Source organism: Tunicatimonas pelagia (assembly GCF_030506325.1).
Lineage (GTDB): Bacteria > Bacteroidota > Bacteroidia > Cytophagales > Cyclobacteriaceae > Tunicatimonas > Tunicatimonas pelagia.
Map to the genome: position 1 here is coordinate 2,872,332 of NZ_CP120683.1, position 18,721 is coordinate 2,891,052.

The 18,721-nt window shown below is 44.2% G+C and carries 20 protein-coding genes; 6 read left to right on the top strand and 14 right to left on the bottom strand.

Annotation, left to right across the window (positions count from 1 at the left end; all coding sequences use genetic code 11):
• Positions 1-341: 341 nt before the first annotated feature.
• Together P0M28_RS12125 and P0M28_RS12130 are read right to left on the bottom strand one after the other, a co-directional pair.
• Positions 342-1,094, bottom strand: coding sequence for a LytR/AlgR family response regulator transcription factor (locus P0M28_RS12125; RefSeq protein WP_302210170.1), 753 nt, complete (start codon positions 1,092-1,094; stop codon positions 342-344).
• Positions 1,084-2,175, bottom strand: a complete 1,092-nt coding sequence (locus P0M28_RS12130) for a sensor histidine kinase (protein ID WP_302210171.1) — start codon at positions 2,173-2,175, stop codon at positions 1,084-1,086. Before P0M28_RS12130 ends, P0M28_RS12125 begins: the two co-directional genes overlap by 11 nt.
• Positions 2,176-2,440: 265 nt before the next feature.
• On the opposite strand from P0M28_RS12130, the gene P0M28_RS12135 reads away from it, so the two are divergent.
• The 5 genes from P0M28_RS12135 to P0M28_RS12155 all read left to right on the top strand — a co-directional run bounded on the left by P0M28_RS12135 (position 2,441) and on the right by P0M28_RS12155 (position 7,177).
• Entirely contained in the window at positions 2,441-3,202 is a 762-nt protein-coding gene (locus tag P0M28_RS12135; protein ID WP_302210172.1) for a tetratricopeptide repeat protein, read from the top strand.
• Positions 3,203-3,305: 103 nt separating this feature from the next.
• Positions 3,306-5,423 (top strand): TonB-dependent receptor plug domain-containing protein, encoded by a 2,118-nt coding sequence (locus tag P0M28_RS12140; protein ID WP_302210173.1) that lies wholly within the window; start codon positions 3,306-3,308, stop codon positions 5,421-5,423.
• 187 nt (positions 5,424-5,610) lie between these two features.
• A complete protein-coding gene (locus P0M28_RS12145) occupies positions 5,611-5,814 on the top strand; it encodes a hypothetical protein (protein ID WP_302204934.1) in 204 nt (67 codons plus the stop codon).
• A complete protein-coding gene (locus P0M28_RS12150; RefSeq protein WP_302204932.1) occupies positions 5,811-6,785 on the top strand; it encodes a hypothetical protein in 975 nt (324 codons plus the stop codon). The genes P0M28_RS12145 and P0M28_RS12150 overlap by 4 nt, the downstream gene beginning before the upstream one ends.
• A 98-nt stretch (positions 6,786-6,883) precedes the next feature.
• Complete coding sequence (locus P0M28_RS12155; RefSeq protein WP_302210174.1) at positions 6,884-7,177, top strand: DUF4834 family protein; 294 nt, start codon at positions 6,884-6,886, stop codon at positions 7,175-7,177.
• Between the two features lie 5 nt (positions 7,178-7,182).
• On the opposite strand, the gene P0M28_RS12160 is transcribed toward P0M28_RS12155, so the two are convergent.
• The 12 genes from P0M28_RS12160 to P0M28_RS12215 all read right to left on the bottom strand — a co-directional run bounded on the left by P0M28_RS12160 (position 7,183) and on the right by P0M28_RS12215 (position 17,509).
• A complete protein-coding gene (locus tag P0M28_RS12160; RefSeq protein WP_302210175.1) occupies positions 7,183-7,725 on the bottom strand; it encodes a DNA-3-methyladenine glycosylase I in 543 nt (180 codons plus the stop codon).
• 65 nt (positions 7,726-7,790) lie between these two features.
• Complete coding sequence (locus P0M28_RS12165; RefSeq protein ID WP_302210176.1) at positions 7,791-8,672, bottom strand: DMT family transporter; 882 nt, start codon at positions 8,670-8,672, stop codon at positions 7,791-7,793.
• Positions 8,673-8,685: 13 nt separating this feature from the next.
• On the bottom strand, positions 8,686-9,492 hold the full coding sequence (locus P0M28_RS12170; RefSeq protein WP_302210177.1) for an inositol monophosphatase family protein: 807 nt from the start codon (positions 9,490-9,492) through the stop codon (positions 8,686-8,688).
• A gap of 134 nt (positions 9,493-9,626) precedes the next feature.
• Positions 9,627-11,243: an apolipoprotein N-acyltransferase gene (lnt, locus tag P0M28_RS12175; RefSeq protein WP_302210178.1), complete on the bottom strand. Its 1,617-nt coding sequence runs from the start codon at positions 11,241-11,243 to the stop codon at positions 9,627-9,629.
• 7 nt (positions 11,244-11,250) lie between these two features.
• Positions 11,251-11,928 (bottom strand): 16S rRNA (cytidine(1402)-2'-O)-methyltransferase, encoded by a 678-nt coding sequence (gene rsmI / locus P0M28_RS12180; protein WP_302210179.1) that lies wholly within the window; start codon positions 11,926-11,928, stop codon positions 11,251-11,253.
• An 80-nt stretch (positions 11,929-12,008) separates the two neighbouring features.
• Entirely contained in the window at positions 12,009-12,242 is a 234-nt protein-coding gene (locus P0M28_RS12185; RefSeq protein ID WP_302210180.1) for a 4a-hydroxytetrahydrobiopterin dehydratase, read from the bottom strand.
• Between the two features lie 63 nt (positions 12,243-12,305).
• Positions 12,306-13,190: an endonuclease/exonuclease/phosphatase family protein gene (locus P0M28_RS12190; RefSeq protein ID WP_302210181.1), complete on the bottom strand. Its 885-nt coding sequence runs from the start codon at positions 13,188-13,190 to the stop codon at positions 12,306-12,308.
• 3 nt (positions 13,191-13,193) lie between these two features.
• Positions 13,194-13,460: a DUF493 family protein gene (locus P0M28_RS12195; protein WP_302210182.1), complete on the bottom strand. Its 267-nt coding sequence runs from the start codon at positions 13,458-13,460 to the stop codon at positions 13,194-13,196.
• Between the two features lie 123 nt (positions 13,461-13,583).
• Positions 13,584-15,038 (bottom strand): pyridoxal phosphate-dependent decarboxylase family protein, encoded by a 1,455-nt coding sequence (locus tag P0M28_RS12200; RefSeq protein WP_302210183.1) that lies wholly within the window; start codon positions 15,036-15,038, stop codon positions 13,584-13,586.
• Positions 15,039-15,052: 14 nt separating this feature from the next.
• Positions 15,053-15,700 (bottom strand): GNAT family N-acetyltransferase, encoded by a 648-nt coding sequence (locus P0M28_RS12205; protein ID WP_302210184.1) that lies wholly within the window; start codon positions 15,698-15,700, stop codon positions 15,053-15,055.
• A gap of 14 nt (positions 15,701-15,714) precedes the next feature.
• A complete protein-coding gene (locus P0M28_RS12210; RefSeq protein ID WP_302210185.1) occupies positions 15,715-16,134 on the bottom strand; it encodes an STAS/SEC14 domain-containing protein in 420 nt (139 codons plus the stop codon).
• A gap of 346 nt (positions 16,135-16,480) precedes the next feature.
• Positions 16,481-17,509 (bottom strand): hypothetical protein, encoded by a 1,029-nt coding sequence (locus P0M28_RS12215; protein ID WP_302210186.1) that lies wholly within the window; start codon positions 17,507-17,509, stop codon positions 16,481-16,483.
• Positions 17,510-17,882: 373 nt separating this feature from the next.
• Here P0M28_RS12215 and P0M28_RS12220 point away from each other — a divergent pair, with 373 nt between their 5' ends.
• Positions 17,883-18,479 (top strand): T9SS type A sorting domain-containing protein, encoded by a 597-nt coding sequence (locus tag P0M28_RS12220; protein ID WP_302210187.1) that lies wholly within the window; start codon positions 17,883-17,885, stop codon positions 18,477-18,479.
• Positions 18,480-18,721 lie beyond the last annotated feature (242 nt).

The window sequence follows — 18,721 nt, forward strand, 5'->3', positions numbered from 1 at the left end:
TTCTTGGTATCGATAGTATACTATTCGCTAGTAGTGATAATAGCAGATTGACGTGACCCTATTAGAAGTCATTGGGTTGTAAGAACATCATTAATGATGTTTTTATAAGACTAAAAAAATACAATAGTGATGAAGCTATATTTCATCCGAAAGGTAGAAAATAGTTGTAATGACATTATATCTTATGGGCACTTTCCCGTTCCACGGTGGCCCGGATGAATGCTAACGAATTCCGGTCGGCATCCAGCGTGGAACGCCCCAACGGAGCCTCCCGCAAGAGATGCTGGGTACCGACCACCGGAATTCACAGAGCCTCATCCGGGGAAAGGAAGTCCTTACTTTTACCGTCTCAACAACTTCTGATTGATCAAGGCTTCCATGACGGACTCGCGGTAGTGGCGACTGATCGGGATGATTTGTTGACCGATGAAGATTTGATTTCCTTCTACCGAGGTGATTTTGTCTTTGGCTACCAAATATGATTTGTGAGTTTGAATAAACCGTTCGCTCGGTAAGCGTTCGGCGACACTTTTCAGCGTAACCAGTGTCATGTACTTATGCTGTTCAGTGTGAATCATCACGTAGTTTTGCATGGCTTCTACGTAGTGAATACCATCCACTGCGATCTTTTCGTATTTCTGATCTACTTTCACAAAGAAGTAGTCATTTTCCGCTTCAGTGGATGAAGAAGGGGAGGGGACGGTTACAGGAACTGGGTTATTAGCTCGTTGCTGGAGTTGCCATTGGGCTTTTGCTTTGTTGGCGGCTCGGTAGAAGCGATCAAAAGTAATGGGCTTAAGCAGATAATCCAGTACATCAAGTTGGTAGCCCTCTAACGCATACTGAGGATAGGCGGTAGTTAAAATGACAAGTGGCGGTTGTCGGATGGTTTTTAGAAAATCGATGCCGTTAATTTTGGGCATTTGCACATCCAGAAAGATCAAATCTACTGAATGCTGATCGAGCATTGTTCCAGCCTCTAGCGGCGACTCACATTCTCCTACCAAGTTGAGAAAATCTAGATCTTGAACATACCCGGCTAATCCTTCCCGAGCCAGCGGTTCGTCGTCTACTACCAGGCAATTAATTTTCATGAAGGTCAATGGTCAGTTCTACCGAGTAGGTCTTGTTTTGGCTATCAATTTGAAGAGCATGTTGCTGGGGGTAGAGTAAGTCTAATCGGCGTTTTACGTTAGTTAATCCAATACCGCCGTAGTATACCGCGTCGCGGGCTTTAGGCTCGGCTGGTTCCTGCGAGTTTTCTACGCTAAACCGAATCTGTTTCTCCTGCTGAGCTAGCGAAATCCGAATAAAGTTTTCTTGCTGCTTTCCTTTGGATACGTGTTTAAAGGCGTTCTCTACGAAGGGCATCAGAATAAACGGGGCAATCTGCGCGCCGTTTACATTTTCGCTCACATCGAGGGCGACCGATACATTTTTATTCACCCGCAGCTTTTCTAGTGACACAAAATTAGCTAGGTAATGCACTTCTTTTTTCAGTGGAATTTGCGGCTCGTTGCATTCATAAAGCTGGTAGCGAAGCAAATCAGAAAACTTAGACAGTGTATCGGTAGCCCGCTTAGAATCTTTCTCGATCAGGAAATGAATAGAGTTGATGGTATTAAACAGGAAATGGGGGTTGAACTGCGAACGGAGAAATTTCAATTCAGTCTCCAGCTTTTCCTTTTCCAATTCCTGCGTTCGCTTTTGGTCTTTCAGATAGTCCTTGGCCAACTTGATAATCATCACCGCCACCACCCCGGTAAACGCATTACTGGCCATAATTCCCAAAAATTGCGGATACGTTCCTTTAAACCAATCTCCGGCTACATCCCAACCACCGGTGTCTAGGTAGTACATTCCCTGAAAGTTCAGTGTGGTCAATGAAGTTGATAAGAGCACACACGCCAAAAACCCTAACGCATACCAACCATAACGCTGCTTCCTGAGCAAAGTCGGAATGAAATAATATATATTAAGATACGCCCCCGACCCGTAAGCGATGGATTGAATAATTATGCTAAAGAATGTTTCCCAGGAAAGCAGAGGCGCACTGCTGAATAATATTGACCAGAATAATACGTACACCACCCAAAACAGTATGTGGTACAGCTTGTACCGAACAATTAGTTGGTACGCTTTAGATTCTTTCCAGCGAGATAATGAGTCACTCATACGTGCAAAATTGCTATAAGTAAGGTAGCGAAACAACTTCGGTTGACCAAATGCACCCCACAGTTGATAAGGCGCACAAAGCAGAGGACAACCAGCGGATGCTGCGAGAAACTGTCTTTTTAAGCCCTCTCTTCCCATTTTCCGCTCTCCCTTTTCCCTTCTTCCGTCTGTTGTCAACGCCCAGCTGCATCTGGTCAACTAAGTTTCTGCGTCATCTGATAAGCCACGTTCTTTGAAGCATTCATTCACCAAAAAACTTTTAATTATGAATGCTTTACAATCAATTTCCCGATTCTTCTTTATAGTTCTTGGATGCGCAATTACCCTGCCTACGGTAGCACAAGTAAGCTCAGAAGTGCAGCAACTCTTTTACCGAGGTTACCTTACTACCGAAAAAGCTCCCTGGGAACAGGCAATAGAAAAAATCAATCAGGATACCTCCCTGGATGAAATAGAAAAGCTACACGCTACTACGGAAGCACAGACTGGGCTATTAATCTACGCGATGGCTCACCAGGATGAAGCAACGTACGATGCCATTGCCGACGACCTGGAAGGAAGTTTAAAAACCATTCTCAAAGAAGATGCTGAAGACGCAACGGCATTAGCCAAGATGGCACAACTTTACGGAGCTACGATGGCTTTTCAAAGCTGGCGAGCCATGTATCTTGGTCCCAAAAGTCAAAAGCTGGTAGATCAAGCTCTGGAGGCCGAACCAGAAAACGCCGACGCTTGGGTGCAACGCGCTAACTCCCGCTTATTCACTCCCACCATGTTCGGAGGTGATATAGATGAGGCAGTAGAGTGCTTTGAGAAGGCGGTTCAGTACTACGAAGCTCAACCGGACTATGCTAAAAACTGGCGTTACTTAAATTCTTTAGCTTGGCTCGGACAAGCCTACCAAAAATCCGATCAGCCTTCTAAAGCTATTGCCACCTACCAAAAAGCGCTGGAAGTAGAACCTAGCTTCGGCTGGGTGAAGTACAAACTTATGCCTCAAGTCATCGCTCAATCTTCCAACAAGTAATAAACGAATTACCCTGCTTCGTCCCCCTTTTCTAAAGGGGGGGGTAGGGGGATTTAGACAAACTCCCCTTTTTCAACACATACTCATTCTTACCCTCTGTTCTATGAGAACCTATTTACTCTCCATCTTTCTTTTCCTCTTTTCCACCTTTTCCTTCGCCCAAAGCCCAATCACTATTCAGGGGCAGGTAGTGGATGCAACTACGCAGGAGTTGCTGATTGGAACAAATGTATATCCACTATCAGACTGGCAACGGGGCACTAGCACCGATGATGAAGGGCAGTTCACGCTGGAAGCCGCCACTGATGATACGCTCATGGTTACATTTATTGGCTACGAACCTCAGTTGGTTGCGGCAACCGAAGGAGAGCTTTTAGTAAAGCTAAAGGCTAACGTGCAGAACATGGAAACCGTAACTGTAGAAGCCTCTAGCTTGGTGGCCGAAGAGTTCAGCATCAAGAAAATTGAACAGTTAGAAATTTATATGAACCCCAATGCCAAGGCTGACCCGCTGTTGGCGGTAAATTCTCTTCCGGCAGCTACTACATTGGATGAATCAGCGAACGTCAGCTTGCGTGGAAGCAGCCCGGCACAAACGGGTATTTTTCTGAACGATGTACCGATTTACGACGCGGTACGATTTGCTCAACTCAATGGTATCGGTACGTTTAGTATTTTTAATACGGCGTTGATTAAACAGCTACAGGTATTTCCCAGTAATCCGCCGCTGGAATTCGGCAACACCTCCGCCGGACTCATCTCTTTGCAAACTACTGACCAGATTCCCGAACAGGCGAGTGTAGATGCAGTTATCTCTCCGGCCAACGTAGGAATTTACGCTAGTTTGCCGACTAGTTCAACTTCGGCAGTTTCGTTATTCAGCAATTATCAACCGTCGGGTATTCTCCAGGCCATGAACTCCCGCGCTTTACAAGACCTCAAGTATTTCCATACGCTAGACTTCGGGGCACATTACTTTCACCAACTAAATGAGAAAACCAGTTTGAAGGTGTTCAACTACGCGGTGAACGAAGGTTATCGCTTTGCCAGTCGGCACCCTTCCGGCGATGATACTTTTCGGATGCAGAAGTGGCGAAATTTTACCACTGCCAATCTCCGGACTCAATACGAACATTCACTGTTGACTTTTAACGGTGGCTTTAGCATTAGTGATATGAATCTTTCAGTAGGCAACTTGGATATTGATACCCAAAACCAAGATATGTATTTGTCAGCTAACTACACCCGCTTCTGGGATGCTTGGACGCTGAAAACTGGCTTTACCTACGATGATCGTCAAGCTGATTTTGCCGGAAAAACACCAGTATTTGATTACGCCCGGGCAACCCATCATCCGGCTGATTCATTTGCAGCCCAGATGCAGGTGCGCGTGCCTGAAGGGTACGTCTACAGCAAGTATCAACCTAGCCAGCGCTGGACACTGGGGCTGGGACTTCGGAAAAATGTACCGATAAACGATCAGCCCGATTATTTGAGCTATCAATTCAACACCCACTATCAACTAGCGAAGCAACAAACCGTAACTTTCTCCGCCGGGCGGTACCACCAGCAGGTAATTCCGCAATCGGAGTCAGCGGCTAGCTTTTACTGTAGCGATCAGCTTTCGCTTGATTATCAGTACCAAAGAAAAGGGAAAACACTGTCGCTGGCAGTTTTTTACAAGGATACCCAAGCGGACAGAGTAATGGAGCAGACCTACGGAGCTGAAGCGGCTGCCGATATTCGCTGGTCACCTAAGCTGAGAACGCAACTTTCGTATACCTACCTGAATGCCAGCGTGCAGGAAGAGGAAGTCTCAATTTCATCGCCCTACGACCTGAACTACTTTGTACGAGGGAGTTTTACTTATCAAATAAGTCCGCAGTGGTCGTTAAGCAGCATCTTTATTCATCGGCAAGGCACTTTCTACCAATCCGTAGTAGATCGCGTATATAATTCTGAGCTAGAAGTGTACGCACCCACGTATGCCTCAGCCGATCAGGCTCTACGATTACCTGACTATAATGTAATCGATCTAAGCATCAGCCGAGTTTGGCCACTATCGGAAAAATTATCAGCGGTGGCTTTTGGCAACATTAATAATGTACTGAACCATCGTAATGTACGAGGTATTGATTACAATCAGGATTATTCTCAGCCTTTTAACAAATTGTTTGCCCAACGTACTTTTTACGCTGGGGTGATACTTCAGTGGCAGTAGGTCTTAGTGTTATGGTGTTAGCGTGTTATTGTGTTAAGGTATTCAAGTATTCAGGCCGTTGTGGAACGGTGTTCAGGAATAGGTGAGATTGAGTGCCCAAACACCATTCCAAGTAACGTGAACATACAAACACCTGGGTGCATTTCATAATGTCGTATGAAGATAGTACCTTAAAAAGTAAAGAGCTATGACGAAAGAAGAATACCTAGACTTAGCAGCTTCCCGGTGGGACGCTCTTGAGTCGTTGCAAGACGAGAGGACTTTTTATGATTACGAAAAGAAATTTGATACCCTCTGGGTTGAGTTAGGCCGCCAAGTGCTAGAAAAAACCGTAGGGGTCTCTTCTACTGACCGACGGATTAAAAAAAAGTCCAAAGTCGCTACGGAATGATAGCAGTGAGTAAAGCCCATCGGTTCAGTCAGTACCTTTCAGGGAAAGTTACCCCCTACCTGACCGAACTGTTGGTATATGTAGGGCAAGATCATTGTTATGCGTCAGGTGCTCGGCTCATAGAGAAACTACTTCATGTGCCCAGTAATGCGACCCAGATCTATCGCCTGGTTCATCATTATGGGCAATCGGCCGCCACTTTATTAGCGGAAGAGACACCTGCGAAAGCAGTAAGCTCCTCAGAAGTGGTCTATGTAGAGATTGACGGCGGGATGTTATTAACCCGGGAACAAAGTTGGCAGGAAGCCAAGATTGGTCGGGTGTTTTGCGAATCGGATTGCTATAAGGAGCAGCCCGAACGGGGCTGGATCAAGCATTCTGAGTATGTGGCTCACCTGGGGCACCATCGGGCGTTTGAAGCCAAGATGGCCGTATTGACCGATAAGTATGAGGCGTTAGCTGAGCGTATGGTCGTGGTGAGTGATGGGGCACCCTGGATCAAAAATTGGGTGGATGCTGCCTATCCGCGAGCGACCCAAATCTTAGATTTTTATCATGTCAAAGAGCACTTAGCTCAGTTTGCACACCTCTATTTCAGTAACGCTCAGCAAAGCAAAGCTTGGCTGGCGCAAGTGAGTGAACAACTACTACAGCAGGGGGGAAGGCAAGTAGTGGCTACCATTGGGGCTTTAAAGACCACCACCCAAGCAGTAGGAAAGGCCAAAGCCAAACTGCTACGTTATTGTCAAAACAACACGTACCGGATGGACTATCCCTACTATGTTAGCCGAGGCTGGATGATCGGATCAGGAGCCATAGAAGCAGCCCAACGTACGGTAGCCCAGCAACGCTTAAAGTTATCAGGCCAACGGTGGGGCCGGAAGGGAGCACAGCGGGTACTTGATTTGAGGGCACTCAATATGAGCGACCGATGGCATCAACTGCAAGATGTTATACGAAACGCTGCGTAACGTCATTTTGAAATGCACCCAAACACCTCAACACACGAATACTTCGTTGTGAAACTTGTATCTTAGTTAGTCAGTTAAATAAGTATACTGTCTACACTATGTTGAAATTTATTATTATCGCGGTTCTTTTTATATATGTCGTTTATAAAGCCAGCGATTTCGTTCTTCGTATGATTGATAGCGTTACTGGCGGGGGACGGCGAGTGAATAATACTAATGGGCGAGGACGTAGTTTTGGTCCTGAGCACCGTCGCCAACAACAAAGCCGCTACCGCCAATCGAAGAATGGTAATGTTAATATTGATTACGTTCCTAAAGAGCAAACTAAGAAGAGAAGTGCTTCTGAGGGTTTTAAAGGTGGTGACTACGTTGATTATGAGGATGTGAAATGACAAACTCACCCCTTCATCCATGCTGGATTTAGCTCTTTTATTTTAGCAAAGATCGGGCAAGAAGGCTCATGGGCACCGGGCAAATAGCCCGTACTCATCAGAAATTCATTTACAATCTCACCTCCCACGAATTTGAAGTGCTTTTTAAATAGCTTTACCCACTCTTCTTTGGTCTTCGGGTGGTGCTGATCGAGCCAATTTTTGAATGACCCGTATTCCTGTTGAAGCAATAAAATCTGCTGGGCATTGTAAATAGTCGCATCTACTTTAAGTCGGTTGCGGATAATTCCCGCATCATTTAACAACCGGCCCCGGTCATTTTCGCCATAGCTAGCTACTTGTTCTATACTGAAACCGGAATAGGCTGTCCGAAAATTATCCTTCTTTTTCAGAATGGTTATCCACGATAACCCTGCTTGATTAATCTCTAAAATCAAACGGCCAAATAGTTCATCATCGTCAGTAAGTGGAAAACCGTATTCATAATCATGATAGTACACGTTTGGATTGTCAGCATCCATCTGCTGAACCGCTTGGCAATAGGTCATATTTTTAGTGTTCAAGTGTTATTGTGTTCAAAGTTACTGCGCTCTAAATGGAGAAACTCAAAGCATTACAACACCTTTCGTTCAATTTTAGCACGCTTGGATTTTTTAGCAAGATTTTGCTTGTACCATACGTTAGCCACTACACCCAGTATAGCCAATCCCATACCCGCGTAGGCTAGTACGCTGTAGGTCTCATCAAAGAAAATATAGCCAAAAATCAGGGCATACACGATGCTTAAGTAGCGAATAATGCTCACTTTAGACAATTCTTCTAACTGAATGGATTTGGTCATAAAAAACTGGGCAAACTGCGTGAGTAAGCCAATAGCAATCAGAATTGCCCAATCCCAACCTTGGGGTGGTACCCAATTGAAAAACGAATAAGCCCCGCTGAGTGGAGTAGTAATCAGTGGAAAGTAAAAGATAATTACCAGCGGATGCTCTTTAGTATTGATTTTTCGGATAAAACTCTGGGCTAAACCAGAAAAGAACGTGGCAACGATCCCAATCACCAGATACAGCCACTGCACGCGAGGGTCAAAGCCTTGAACCATAATGACTCCAACAAAGGCTAATGAGAAGAATAGCCACTGAATAGGTCGCACTTTTTCTCTAACAATAAAAATTCCTAAAATAGTAGTGAATATGGGTGCTAGAAAACCAATAGTAACGGCACTCGCTAGCGGGATTTCTTGTAACGTTTCGTAGAATAAAATCAATGCAACAGCTCCGAATAGCCCTCTTAAAAGCAAATGCTTGCGATGAATACCCCAAACCGATACACCTTGCCTTTTTAGCAACCAGAAACTAAGTAAGAAGGAAATGGCTGACCGGAAAAACACGACCTGAGTGGAAGGAATGTGAGCGACTAGTTTCACCATCAGCCCCATACAGGAGAAGAAAAATACCGACACTACCATATACCAAACACCTCGAGAAAAAGCCACGCTATACGTCTATTCAATAATCCTTACCGCTGTACCAATGCTTTTTAATCACTTCCATCAGGTCAGATCGAATGGCACAGCCTGCTACCAGCTCACCGCCGAAAATGTAATTATCGGTTCCGGTAAATGTGGTGACTGAGCCACCTGCTTGCTGTACGATCAGCGTTCCGGCCGCTACATCCCAGGGTTTGAGGTTATACTCAAAGAAACCTTCAAACCGTCCGCAGGCAACGTAGGCTAGATCAAGCGCGGCACTGCCCATTCGGCGCAAGCCGTGGGTTTGCTGCATCAAATCCTGCACCACATCAATATACGCGGGCATCTCCCGAAACTTAGAATACGGAAACCCTGTCGCTAGTAGTGATTCCTCCAGCGTTTCCACCGGAGAAACTTGTATTTCCTGCTTGTTAAGACACGCTTTTCCATTTTTGGTAGCATAGAACATCTCGTCACGATTGGGTTCGTAAATTACTCCCAAAATCACTTCATCGCCTTCCATCAAGCCAATGCTAATAGAGTAGAAAGGGAGATTATGCACGTAATTAGTAGTACCGTCTACCGGATCAATCACCCAGTTGTAGCGATCGGCTTTTCCTACATCCGCTGTGCCTTCTTCGGTAATAAACCCCGCTTCGGGGAGAATTTTGGATAGCTGAGCCACCAGTCGTTTTTCAGCTTCTTTATCTACGTAAGACACCAGATCATTCTTTCCTTTGTACTCAATTTCTGAGAGGGAGAATTTCTGGTTCTCTTCCCAGATAAACCGTCCGACCTCCTTTACAGTCGTCAACGTTTGCGACAATACTTGTTGAATATCCATTACGTTAATAATTTTAAGATTACATGTTGAAAATTATAAATTACTGATAACCATGTGTTTACATGTTATTTTTTTAACCTGTAATTTTCTATTTTCACTTATCAACTTTTACCTGTCCCCCATCAATTATCAACTTAGTATTTATACGTTTTTCGTTTTACAAAAGCAGCCAAAAATACCAAGGGCGATAGCCAGGCAGCAGTGCGAGCTAGGTAGTCGCCGTGGCGAGCGTAGAAAGTAATCTCATCGTTCGCGTAGATTGTTTCCCGAATAACAGCAGGTTCCCAATATTCGGTAGGCTGCAAAATATCGCCTCGTTGGTTAATAAACGCCGAAATACCCGTATTGGCTGATCGGGCTACACTCCGGCGCGATTCAATAGCCCGCAGTGAGGCGTACTGTAAATGTTGCTTGTAGCCAGGACTGTTACCCCACCAAGCATCATTCGTAATGATAAAAATTAATTCGGCTCCGTTGCGGACAAACTCCGCCATAAAATCGCCGTAGATAGATTCGTAGCAAATGGCTGGGGCAACTCCCACGGAATCGGTATCGTACAGCACGGTGCGCTCGGCTTGTCGGCCGAAACCTCCGGCAGTGCCACCCAAGTCAAAAATTGTTTCAGAAATTACGCGGAACACCTGCGGATACGGCAGAATTTCTACACCCGGCACTAGCTTCGATTTGTGGTAGTAAACCTCAGCATCATTTTCGTCTACGAATAGTGCGGTATTGAACATATCATAGTAACCTATTTTTTCCCCGTATCGGGCTGTAGCTGGAGCCACAGTATCTTTATCGTAGATAATGTAAGAAGTCATTCCGGTAATCAGCGCCAAGTCGGGGTAGCGTTCGTTGAAATCTAGAATCTTCTGAAAAATCTCGCTAGAGATAAACTCCGGCTCGTAATACGCCCCATCGAAAGCTGACTCGGGCCAGAGAAGAAACTGCGTTTCAGGAGTAAGTACTTCTTCGGACTGAGTGATAAATCGGGCTACCTGCTCTTCGTAAGGAATAAAATTTTCGCTACCGACGAATTTCTCAGTGTAAGGGTCAATATTCGGCTGCAAAGCGACTACTTCTACAGGTTTTCCTGTTTCATCATAATTAAAATAAACAATGTAGGAGTACATCACTGGCAAGGAAAGCCAAACTGCTGTGAATAATAATGATCGCCACTGAATCTTCGTCAGCAAACTTCCGGTAGATGTGAAAAATACTTGGTATACCGCAATATTGCCTAGCCAAACCCAGAGCGTACCACCAAATACTCCGGTGTACTCGTACCATTGCACCCAGGCGGGCTGCGCAGCAAAACCATTACCTAGTGTGAGCCAAGGCCACGATAAATCCCAGTTCAGATGGATGTACTCAAATGTCATCCAGTAAACAACTAGTGAAAACAGTCCCCAAGCCGTTCCGGTAACCCGCTTTGTGAAGCGGTACAGCAACCACGGAAGCGTCATTAGTAGCGTATTGGCCAACAGCATAAAAATAGCTCCGGCCAGCGTGGCATTGTAGACCCACCAAGTGGTTAAGATATTCCAAAGGAACAGCGTAAGGTACGCGTAGCCGAAAAATACCCGACCCGGACGACGGTAGTTTTTGCTAGTACAGTAGTTCTCAATCGCTAGTAGCGGGGCAATGGCAAAGAAAAGAAGAAATGGAACTTTAAGGGGAGGCCAGCCCAGCCAGAAGAGTAAGCCACTAGCGGCTGAGAGCAAAAGTAGGTAGTAGGGTTTTTGTGGCAAGAGCGGATTAGGATTTACCTTCAACAACAATGACAATTTCTCCTTTAACGGTAGAGTCAGCGAAGTAGTTGATTAATTCGGATAAAGTTCCTCGTTGGGTTTCTTCGTGCAGCTTGGTCAGCTCCCGAGAGACCGATGCCAGTCGGGTCTCGCCCAAATGTTCGGCTAATTGCTGTAAAGCTTTTACTAGCCGGTGGGGCGATTCGTAAAGTACCATAGTGCGCGATTCTTCGGCTAGTTGCTTCAGGCGGGTTTGTCTACCTTTTTTATGCGGTAAAAACCCCTCAAACACGAAGCGGTCGGCGGGTAATCCTGAGTTGACTAGAGCTGGAATTAATGCGGTTGAACCGGGCAGGCATTCCACTTCAATGCCTTCTTTTAAGCACGCTCGCACTAGCAAAAAACCAGGATCTGAGATAGCCGGAGTTCCCGCATCGCTGATAAGTGCCATGCGTTCGTTCTCCAATCGCTTCACCAAACCTTCTACCGTTCGGTGCTCGTTAAAAGCATGGTAACTATGCATAGGAGTACGAATATCAAAATGCTTTAGTAGCTTTCCCGAAGTACGAGTATCTTCGGCTAAGATAGTGTCTACTTCTTTCAGGATACGTAAGGCTCGCAAGGTAATATCTTCCAGGTTCCCAATGGGAGTAGGCACTAAAAACAAGGCGGCAGTTTCTTGCATGATAACGAGGCAGTCGAGACTTACAAGGTTTTAGAATTCGTGACCTAATTCTGATTTGAAGTTGCTAAACTTCGCAAATTTCAACCAGCTAGTTTATCAATCTCTTCGGCCAATTTGTGGTCTCTATCCGTCACCACATTTCCGGCATCGTGGGTATTCAGCTCAAAACTAACCTGGTTATAAACGTTGGTCATGAACGGATGATGGTCCATTTTTTCCGCTACAATCGCTACCCGGCTCATAAACCCAAAGGCTTCTACAAAATCTTTAAACTCGAAAGACTTTTTCAGCTTGTTATCTTCTTCTTTCCACATAGGTCAATAGTTTTTTTGTGTTCAAGTTTAACTGACCGAAAGAGACAAAGTTTAGCAACTGCTTCAGTTATCAAAAAGGAAAGTAGCCATCACAGGGAAGTGATCACTGAGTGACCAATTTCGTTGATCTGGATTAGGAACAAAAACCTCCTGGTTTAGCGTGATTGATGAGCCTTTTAGCGTTTTTGCCAAATTTTTGCTCAATAGTAGGTAATCAATTCGGCGGTAGGGCACCAAAACATCTTCGCCTAGCTCATCCATTTTGGTAAAGCCACTTCCGTGCTTTAACGAATCGTAGGAATCTACCAAACCCAATTCCATCCAGCGATTGTATTCTACATCAAATGGGCGATGATTCAGGTCACCCGCCACAATTACGAGTTTTTGCTGAGCCAAATCCTTTTTTAGGTAAGGGGTTAGCGCATCAATCTGCTTACGCCGAGTTTTGTAACGTTGCCGAGGTGCTAACTTGAAGCCGTAAACAATCAGGCTTTGATCCTGAAAGTGGAGAACAATTCGCCCCCAGTGGTTGAACAAGTTGTCTACATCAGAAATATTGCCTTCAATGCAATAATTGGTACTATCAACCGAAACTCGCTCATTTACTATCAGCAGACCCACCCGCTTTGCTTCTTTGTAATCAGCACACTTAATTGGGTAAAATCGATACGAGCTACCCATCGCTGATGCTAATGTGTCGTATAAATCGGGATGACCACCGGGTTCTTGAATAACTAAAATATCGGGCTGATACTTACTGACCTCCTGGCCAATTGCGCGAAACCGCTCAGATGTAGTTCTACCATCCGCTTGTCCGTAGCCTCGCCCACTTCTCAAATTGTAGGTGACAATCCGCAATTCAGCAGTAGATTGACTAGTGCCTAATGTGGGAATAAGTAGTACACTGAGAATTACGACGAGTCGCCAACAGATAAGCCGTTCATTCATTAGCTACAGTGCCAGCACTCCCTCAATCTGATGAGCTTCCTTATATTTTTCTATCACATCTTCGCTGGAGCGCATCATTATCTTAGCGGTCACACTGGTGTAACTTCCTTTACTCGATTGCTTGGTGGTCAAATTATTTTTAGGAAACAGCGCAAATACTTTGTCTTCCTTTCCGGTAGGTACAATAAATTTAAACATGTACAGCGAAGGCCAGTCGTGTTGCTGGTCGAGCTTCTGCTTAAAGGCTTCTATATCTAGTTTGGGTAACATAGATCAGGATTAATCGGTGAAACTTACGAGGGGGGCAGCCAGGTATCTGACCTAGCTGCTCCATCCCGATGTTGTTAACAAACGATGTAAGCCATTAAGAGGTTTCTACCAGAAGAAGCACTGCTAGTAACTAATGTTACTAACCGACGAAGCATCGGCAACAGAAAGCTCACTGTAAAACTTATGAGCCACAAAGTCAAGATACGTCAGTGTCATTTCCAGATCCTCAGAAGAGGTATGGGGGTTGATGGTACACATCCTCAACACAGTATGATTACGGATGGTCGTGGAGGAGAGAACCACACCTTGCTCATCCATTATATGGTCAGCCAACTGAAGATTGATCTTATTCTGCAAGTCAAAGGAAATTGAATCAGGTGCAAACCGAAACGTGACAATTCCTAGCTGAGGGGCAGTCATAATCTTCCAGTGAGGCAACCCTTCTAAAATAGAAGCTGCCTGATCGGTTAACGCCATCGTGTACTGGATAGCTTGGCGAAAAGTATCCAGACCATAGTGTTTAATTGACATCCACAGAGGAAGTGCCCGAAAACGCCGGGATAGCTGAATTCCTTTGTCAGCAAAATTTTGGTACCCTTCCGTCTCTTTCAAATAAGCCCCTGATGTTTGAAACGCTCTCTGTAAATATTCGGTATTCTTCACTAGAATGCCGCCAATATCGTAGGGCTGATAGAGCCACTTATGGGGATCAATGGTAAGAGAGTCGGCTTGGTGCATACCTTGCAAAGCCTGACGCCCCCTTGGTGCCAGCCAGGCGGCTCCGCCGTAAGCAGCATCTACGTGCATCCAGCATTCCTCCTGATCGCAAATTTTTCGTATGTCTACCAGCGGGTCTACTGCACCAGTATTGGTCGTTCCCGCATTAGCAATAACACAGAACGGACGCTTTCCCATTTGTCTATCAAGTGCTATTTGAGCCTGTAAATGCGTAATACTAAGTTGGTGCGAATCATTTGTGGGTAAAATACTCAATTGCTTGAGAGAGAAGCCCAAAATTTTGAGTGCCTTAAAGTTGGATTTATGAGTTTGATCGCTACAATAAATTACTGCTTTAGTGCAATCTTCCTCCAGCAATGCTTCTCGAGCGGTGGCCAAGCCAATAAGGTTAGCCACTGACCCTCCCGAAGTAAGAACTCCGCCCGCCAACGGCCCCATGTCCATCTCACGAGTAAGCCATTGAATTACGATTCTCTCAATTTGGTTGGCCGCTGCGCCAGCCCGCTCCATGCCCGAAAATACGTTGTACCCACTCGCTAGCGTGTCGGCCATCACACTAATAAAATTGTGGGGGCCAGGTACCCACGCGAAGAACCGCGGATGGTTCGGGTACATATTATTCGGAAATATATCTTTTTGGGCTTTGGCAAATATTCTATCAAAAGGCATTCCCTTCTCCGGGATAGCTTCATCGAATAGTGCGGTAATCTCACCGGCGTTTTTATGTCCGCCGGCAGGTTTTTCACTTAAGGTCTGATAGTGGTCAATAAGTGTATCTATCACTTTATAGCCAATTCGACGCATTTCATCTTCAGGTAGCTGAAAAAATGTATTTTTCATTTTATGGTAATCTTTCAAATAGGTTTATGGTAGACTTTACAACTTGATACGCTATCAATATTCTTGAAGATAGCCTGACCTTCGTACTGGAAGGTTTTGTAGACAATTTCATCCGCATAGATGTAGTTTAGAGAGTTTTCCATCATATGTTGAGAAATAGAGCCTGTTGCTTCACAAACAGTAGCTTTATACCCTTTTCTCCTACCCATATCTTCGGCAAATTGGATAAGACGTTGTGCCAATCGCTGTCGGACGTACTGCGGATATATTCCGCACATAGACATGTGCAAATGTGAACCAGGAGTTACTTCGTGCTCCTGATTAAAACGTTTACCCAGTACCTCCAACAACGCTGCGATGGGTTCAAATTTCTCAGAAGCCTGCTCTAATCCGGCGGGCGGGGGTGAAGTATAATCTTCACATATTAGGGCACCTACTACCTCATCTTCATCTGTCACAACTACTACGGATAGCTGATCGGAAGCTGCCTTTTGGGTGACTATCTGAGAGAAGTAAATAAATTCTTCTTCACTAATTGCTAGTGCTTCCGACATAGGTTCGCTTTTGCTAAAAGTTGAAGCGATACATTGCGCCGCTGTGGCCACGTGCTTAGGTTCTAATGGCTTAAGGGTAAGTTGGATAGTATCTTGAGCTATACTCATGCTTATTACCTATTTTACTTTTCAAACCAAGCATAGGCCTCAGCTGAACTCGTGAATTTCTCTACCTCCAGAAGCGAAACAAATTTTTGCCCCAATGCCACTGAGTTACTAAATTCTCCGAAAGCGCTCTCAGGCACAACTATTGCTATTTTCTCTACGCCATTTCCTTTAAGCATTTCGCTCCACTGTTCATCTACCCACTTAGCAGTTTTGATTGACCCTCCCTTGAATTGAGAGATATCAGCTATCAAATTCACAATCTGGTGTTTCTTAATTAGATTTAGAATGCGTAAGAAGCCTTCTCTTGTTTCCTCATCAAGGATGTGACCTTTCCATTGGTACATCAATACATTTTTGTCTGGATTAATCTCGACATACAGCTTGGACTCATCAATTGCCACTACTGTCTCTTTTTCTGTGTTCATGGTATTCATATGAAATATATTTAGGATAGTAAATAATACAACTGTACCTACTCTTATTTGTTTATAACACTTATAATAGCAGTAAACTAAAAGTTATAAAAAAACAAGAAATAGCTGTATCGTAAAATTAGAATAGTAAACTCTGGAAAACCTTTTTAAAAAAGAGAGAATGGTACAATAAACGAGACTTCGTTTTTTTGCAAAAAGAGTAGTTGTATTATTCACTGTAAATGCAAGAGGTAGCCAAAACCGAACACATAGAGCAGATGCGCGCAGGGGTATACTCATTGTACTGTATTGTGAGGCAGGAATATATTCTCTAGAAATAGTAATAAGTATGAAGTGTACCTTACTGCTAGATCTTCATGCGAAGCACCTCTTCTAAACTTGCCTTTACGATCTCTCCCATTGATCGGCAGCGAGAAAAGTTGGCAGAATGATAAAAATCGGTTAAATCTCGTTTTAGCTGAGCAACATTTTCGGCGGGAGCCAACGTATCATGCGTCATAGCATTCATCAGATGCTGAACTTGGTGACGCGATGAACGTACTCGGGTGGCCATGAGCGCATGTTCTTCGATCTGGTACTGGCGCACCGACTCAGAGGTCATCAATTTTAATCCTACCTGAATAATCGGATTATTCTGTTTGAAGTACTGCGGCATGTAGATAGTTTTATGACCCTCGTACGATTGCTGGTCAAAATCAATAGCCCGAATCCGGTAATGCAGCTCATCAAAATCAGGGGTAACATCTATCACATAATTAGTGGCGTGCATATCGCCGAGTAGACGCACAAAGCAGCGTTCGTTAAACTTTACAAACTCTTTGGCTAACCGAGTAAGGTTATGAGTACCATTGTGCAACTGATCCTCAAAAAAACGATCGCCCGGAATGCCGGCAATATGCTCCTCTATAAGTGTTTGATCCGCCACCAAGTAGCTAATCCTGTTAGGAGAGAGCATATGCTCCAACTCCAGACCATAGACTCGGGAGGCATCGGCATGCTTAATATAGAAATAATCGAAGTTATCATTGATACGGTTTACAATGCGTATTCGGAACGGGCGGGTATTGCCGTAGATGCATAAATCAACTCGGTCTACGTACAAGTGCTCCATCACCGATACGTCACCATCCGCTTTCAGAATAGAGTAGATCATCTTCAGCGCGTAGTAGATGCGATCCATGTCTTGCTGAGGGTACAACACTGTTACCCACAACGTGTCTTTATTAAATTTATCATAGAGTGGAATAGTATTGTTATACCGCCGTAGGTCTTGGTACGTGATGGGTACCGTAGTTAAACGAGCCTGATCTTGTAAGTAGCTGCGAAGAACCTCACCAATGGCATAGGTTTTTTTCTTACGAGAGATTCTCGGCATAAGTATTCAAGTGAAAATGACGATTACAAGAAATAGTCCGCAAAAAAAGTGATTGAAAATGGCAAAATACGGTACCCGAACCTTACAAATTGAAGAATTACAATATTTACAATTATTCAGTCTTTTTTTAAAAAAATGTTGAACGGAAGTATACCCTTAAGCTCATCTTTTTATACAGTTAATAAATGATTAGATAATTCTTTATAAAATATTCATTTCATTATGTTTTTTATATTGAATTGATATTTTTGTTGAAAATTATTCAACAATCTATTCAATACCTGCGTATATTTGCAGTGAACGGTTAACCAAAAGTTCAAATTTGTAAGTTAGTCAAAGACCATAAGTTAGACCATTAAAAGCAAAAACAAGAATGAAAACTATTCAAGGAACGCTAATGATTGCTGCCGTATTTCTATTATTTGTAGGAAACGTGGTAGCTGCTAGTGGCACTGATACTAAAATTAGTGTTAGATCGCTAGAAAACGAAAGTAAGAAGGCTTTAATCCGGGTAGCCAGTGTCGGTTCATCTGAACAAGCCACTTTACGTATTAAAGATGAAAACGGCCGAACGCTGTACCGCGAAACACTCAATGGTGAAGATGCCTACATGAAAAAGTACGATTTCTCTCGCTTGCCGAGCGGTGAGTACGTAGTGGAAGTTCGTACGGCCAATGGTACTACTAAGGAAGCTTTTTCACTTAATGAAGGAGCAGCCCAGGCTGTGTACTTTAAGCCGGCTATAAAGGTAGAACCACAGAAAGTAAGTGTAGTTTTTAAGAACCAGATCAACTCGTCAGTATCCTTAAAGCTTTTTGATCAGGATGGGCGGGTACTTTATGAGGAGCGAGTAGCCTCTCAGGAGAAGTTTGCTAAAGGCCTCGATTTGTCTAAGCTAAACCGAGGACAGTACTCTTTAGCTATCTTGGGTAATAACTACGTGTACACCAAGAGTATTGATCTAAAGTAATATAGTACGGCGGGCGACCTCGCCGGGTGATAGTTCGCCGGGCGGCTCTGCCATGCGATTATAAGTATTTTTGTTAGGTTGTTGTATTGGTGCAGGCTCCTTCTGGGGGCTTGCATTTTTTTATTCAGTGCCTACTCTAGTAATTCCTACCCAGAGAGCACGACTTCTGTTCAAAATTCTTATTTTTGCCAACCCATTTTGAAGGTACGCATCCCGATAGGTGCCACCTTCTTTTTATTTAA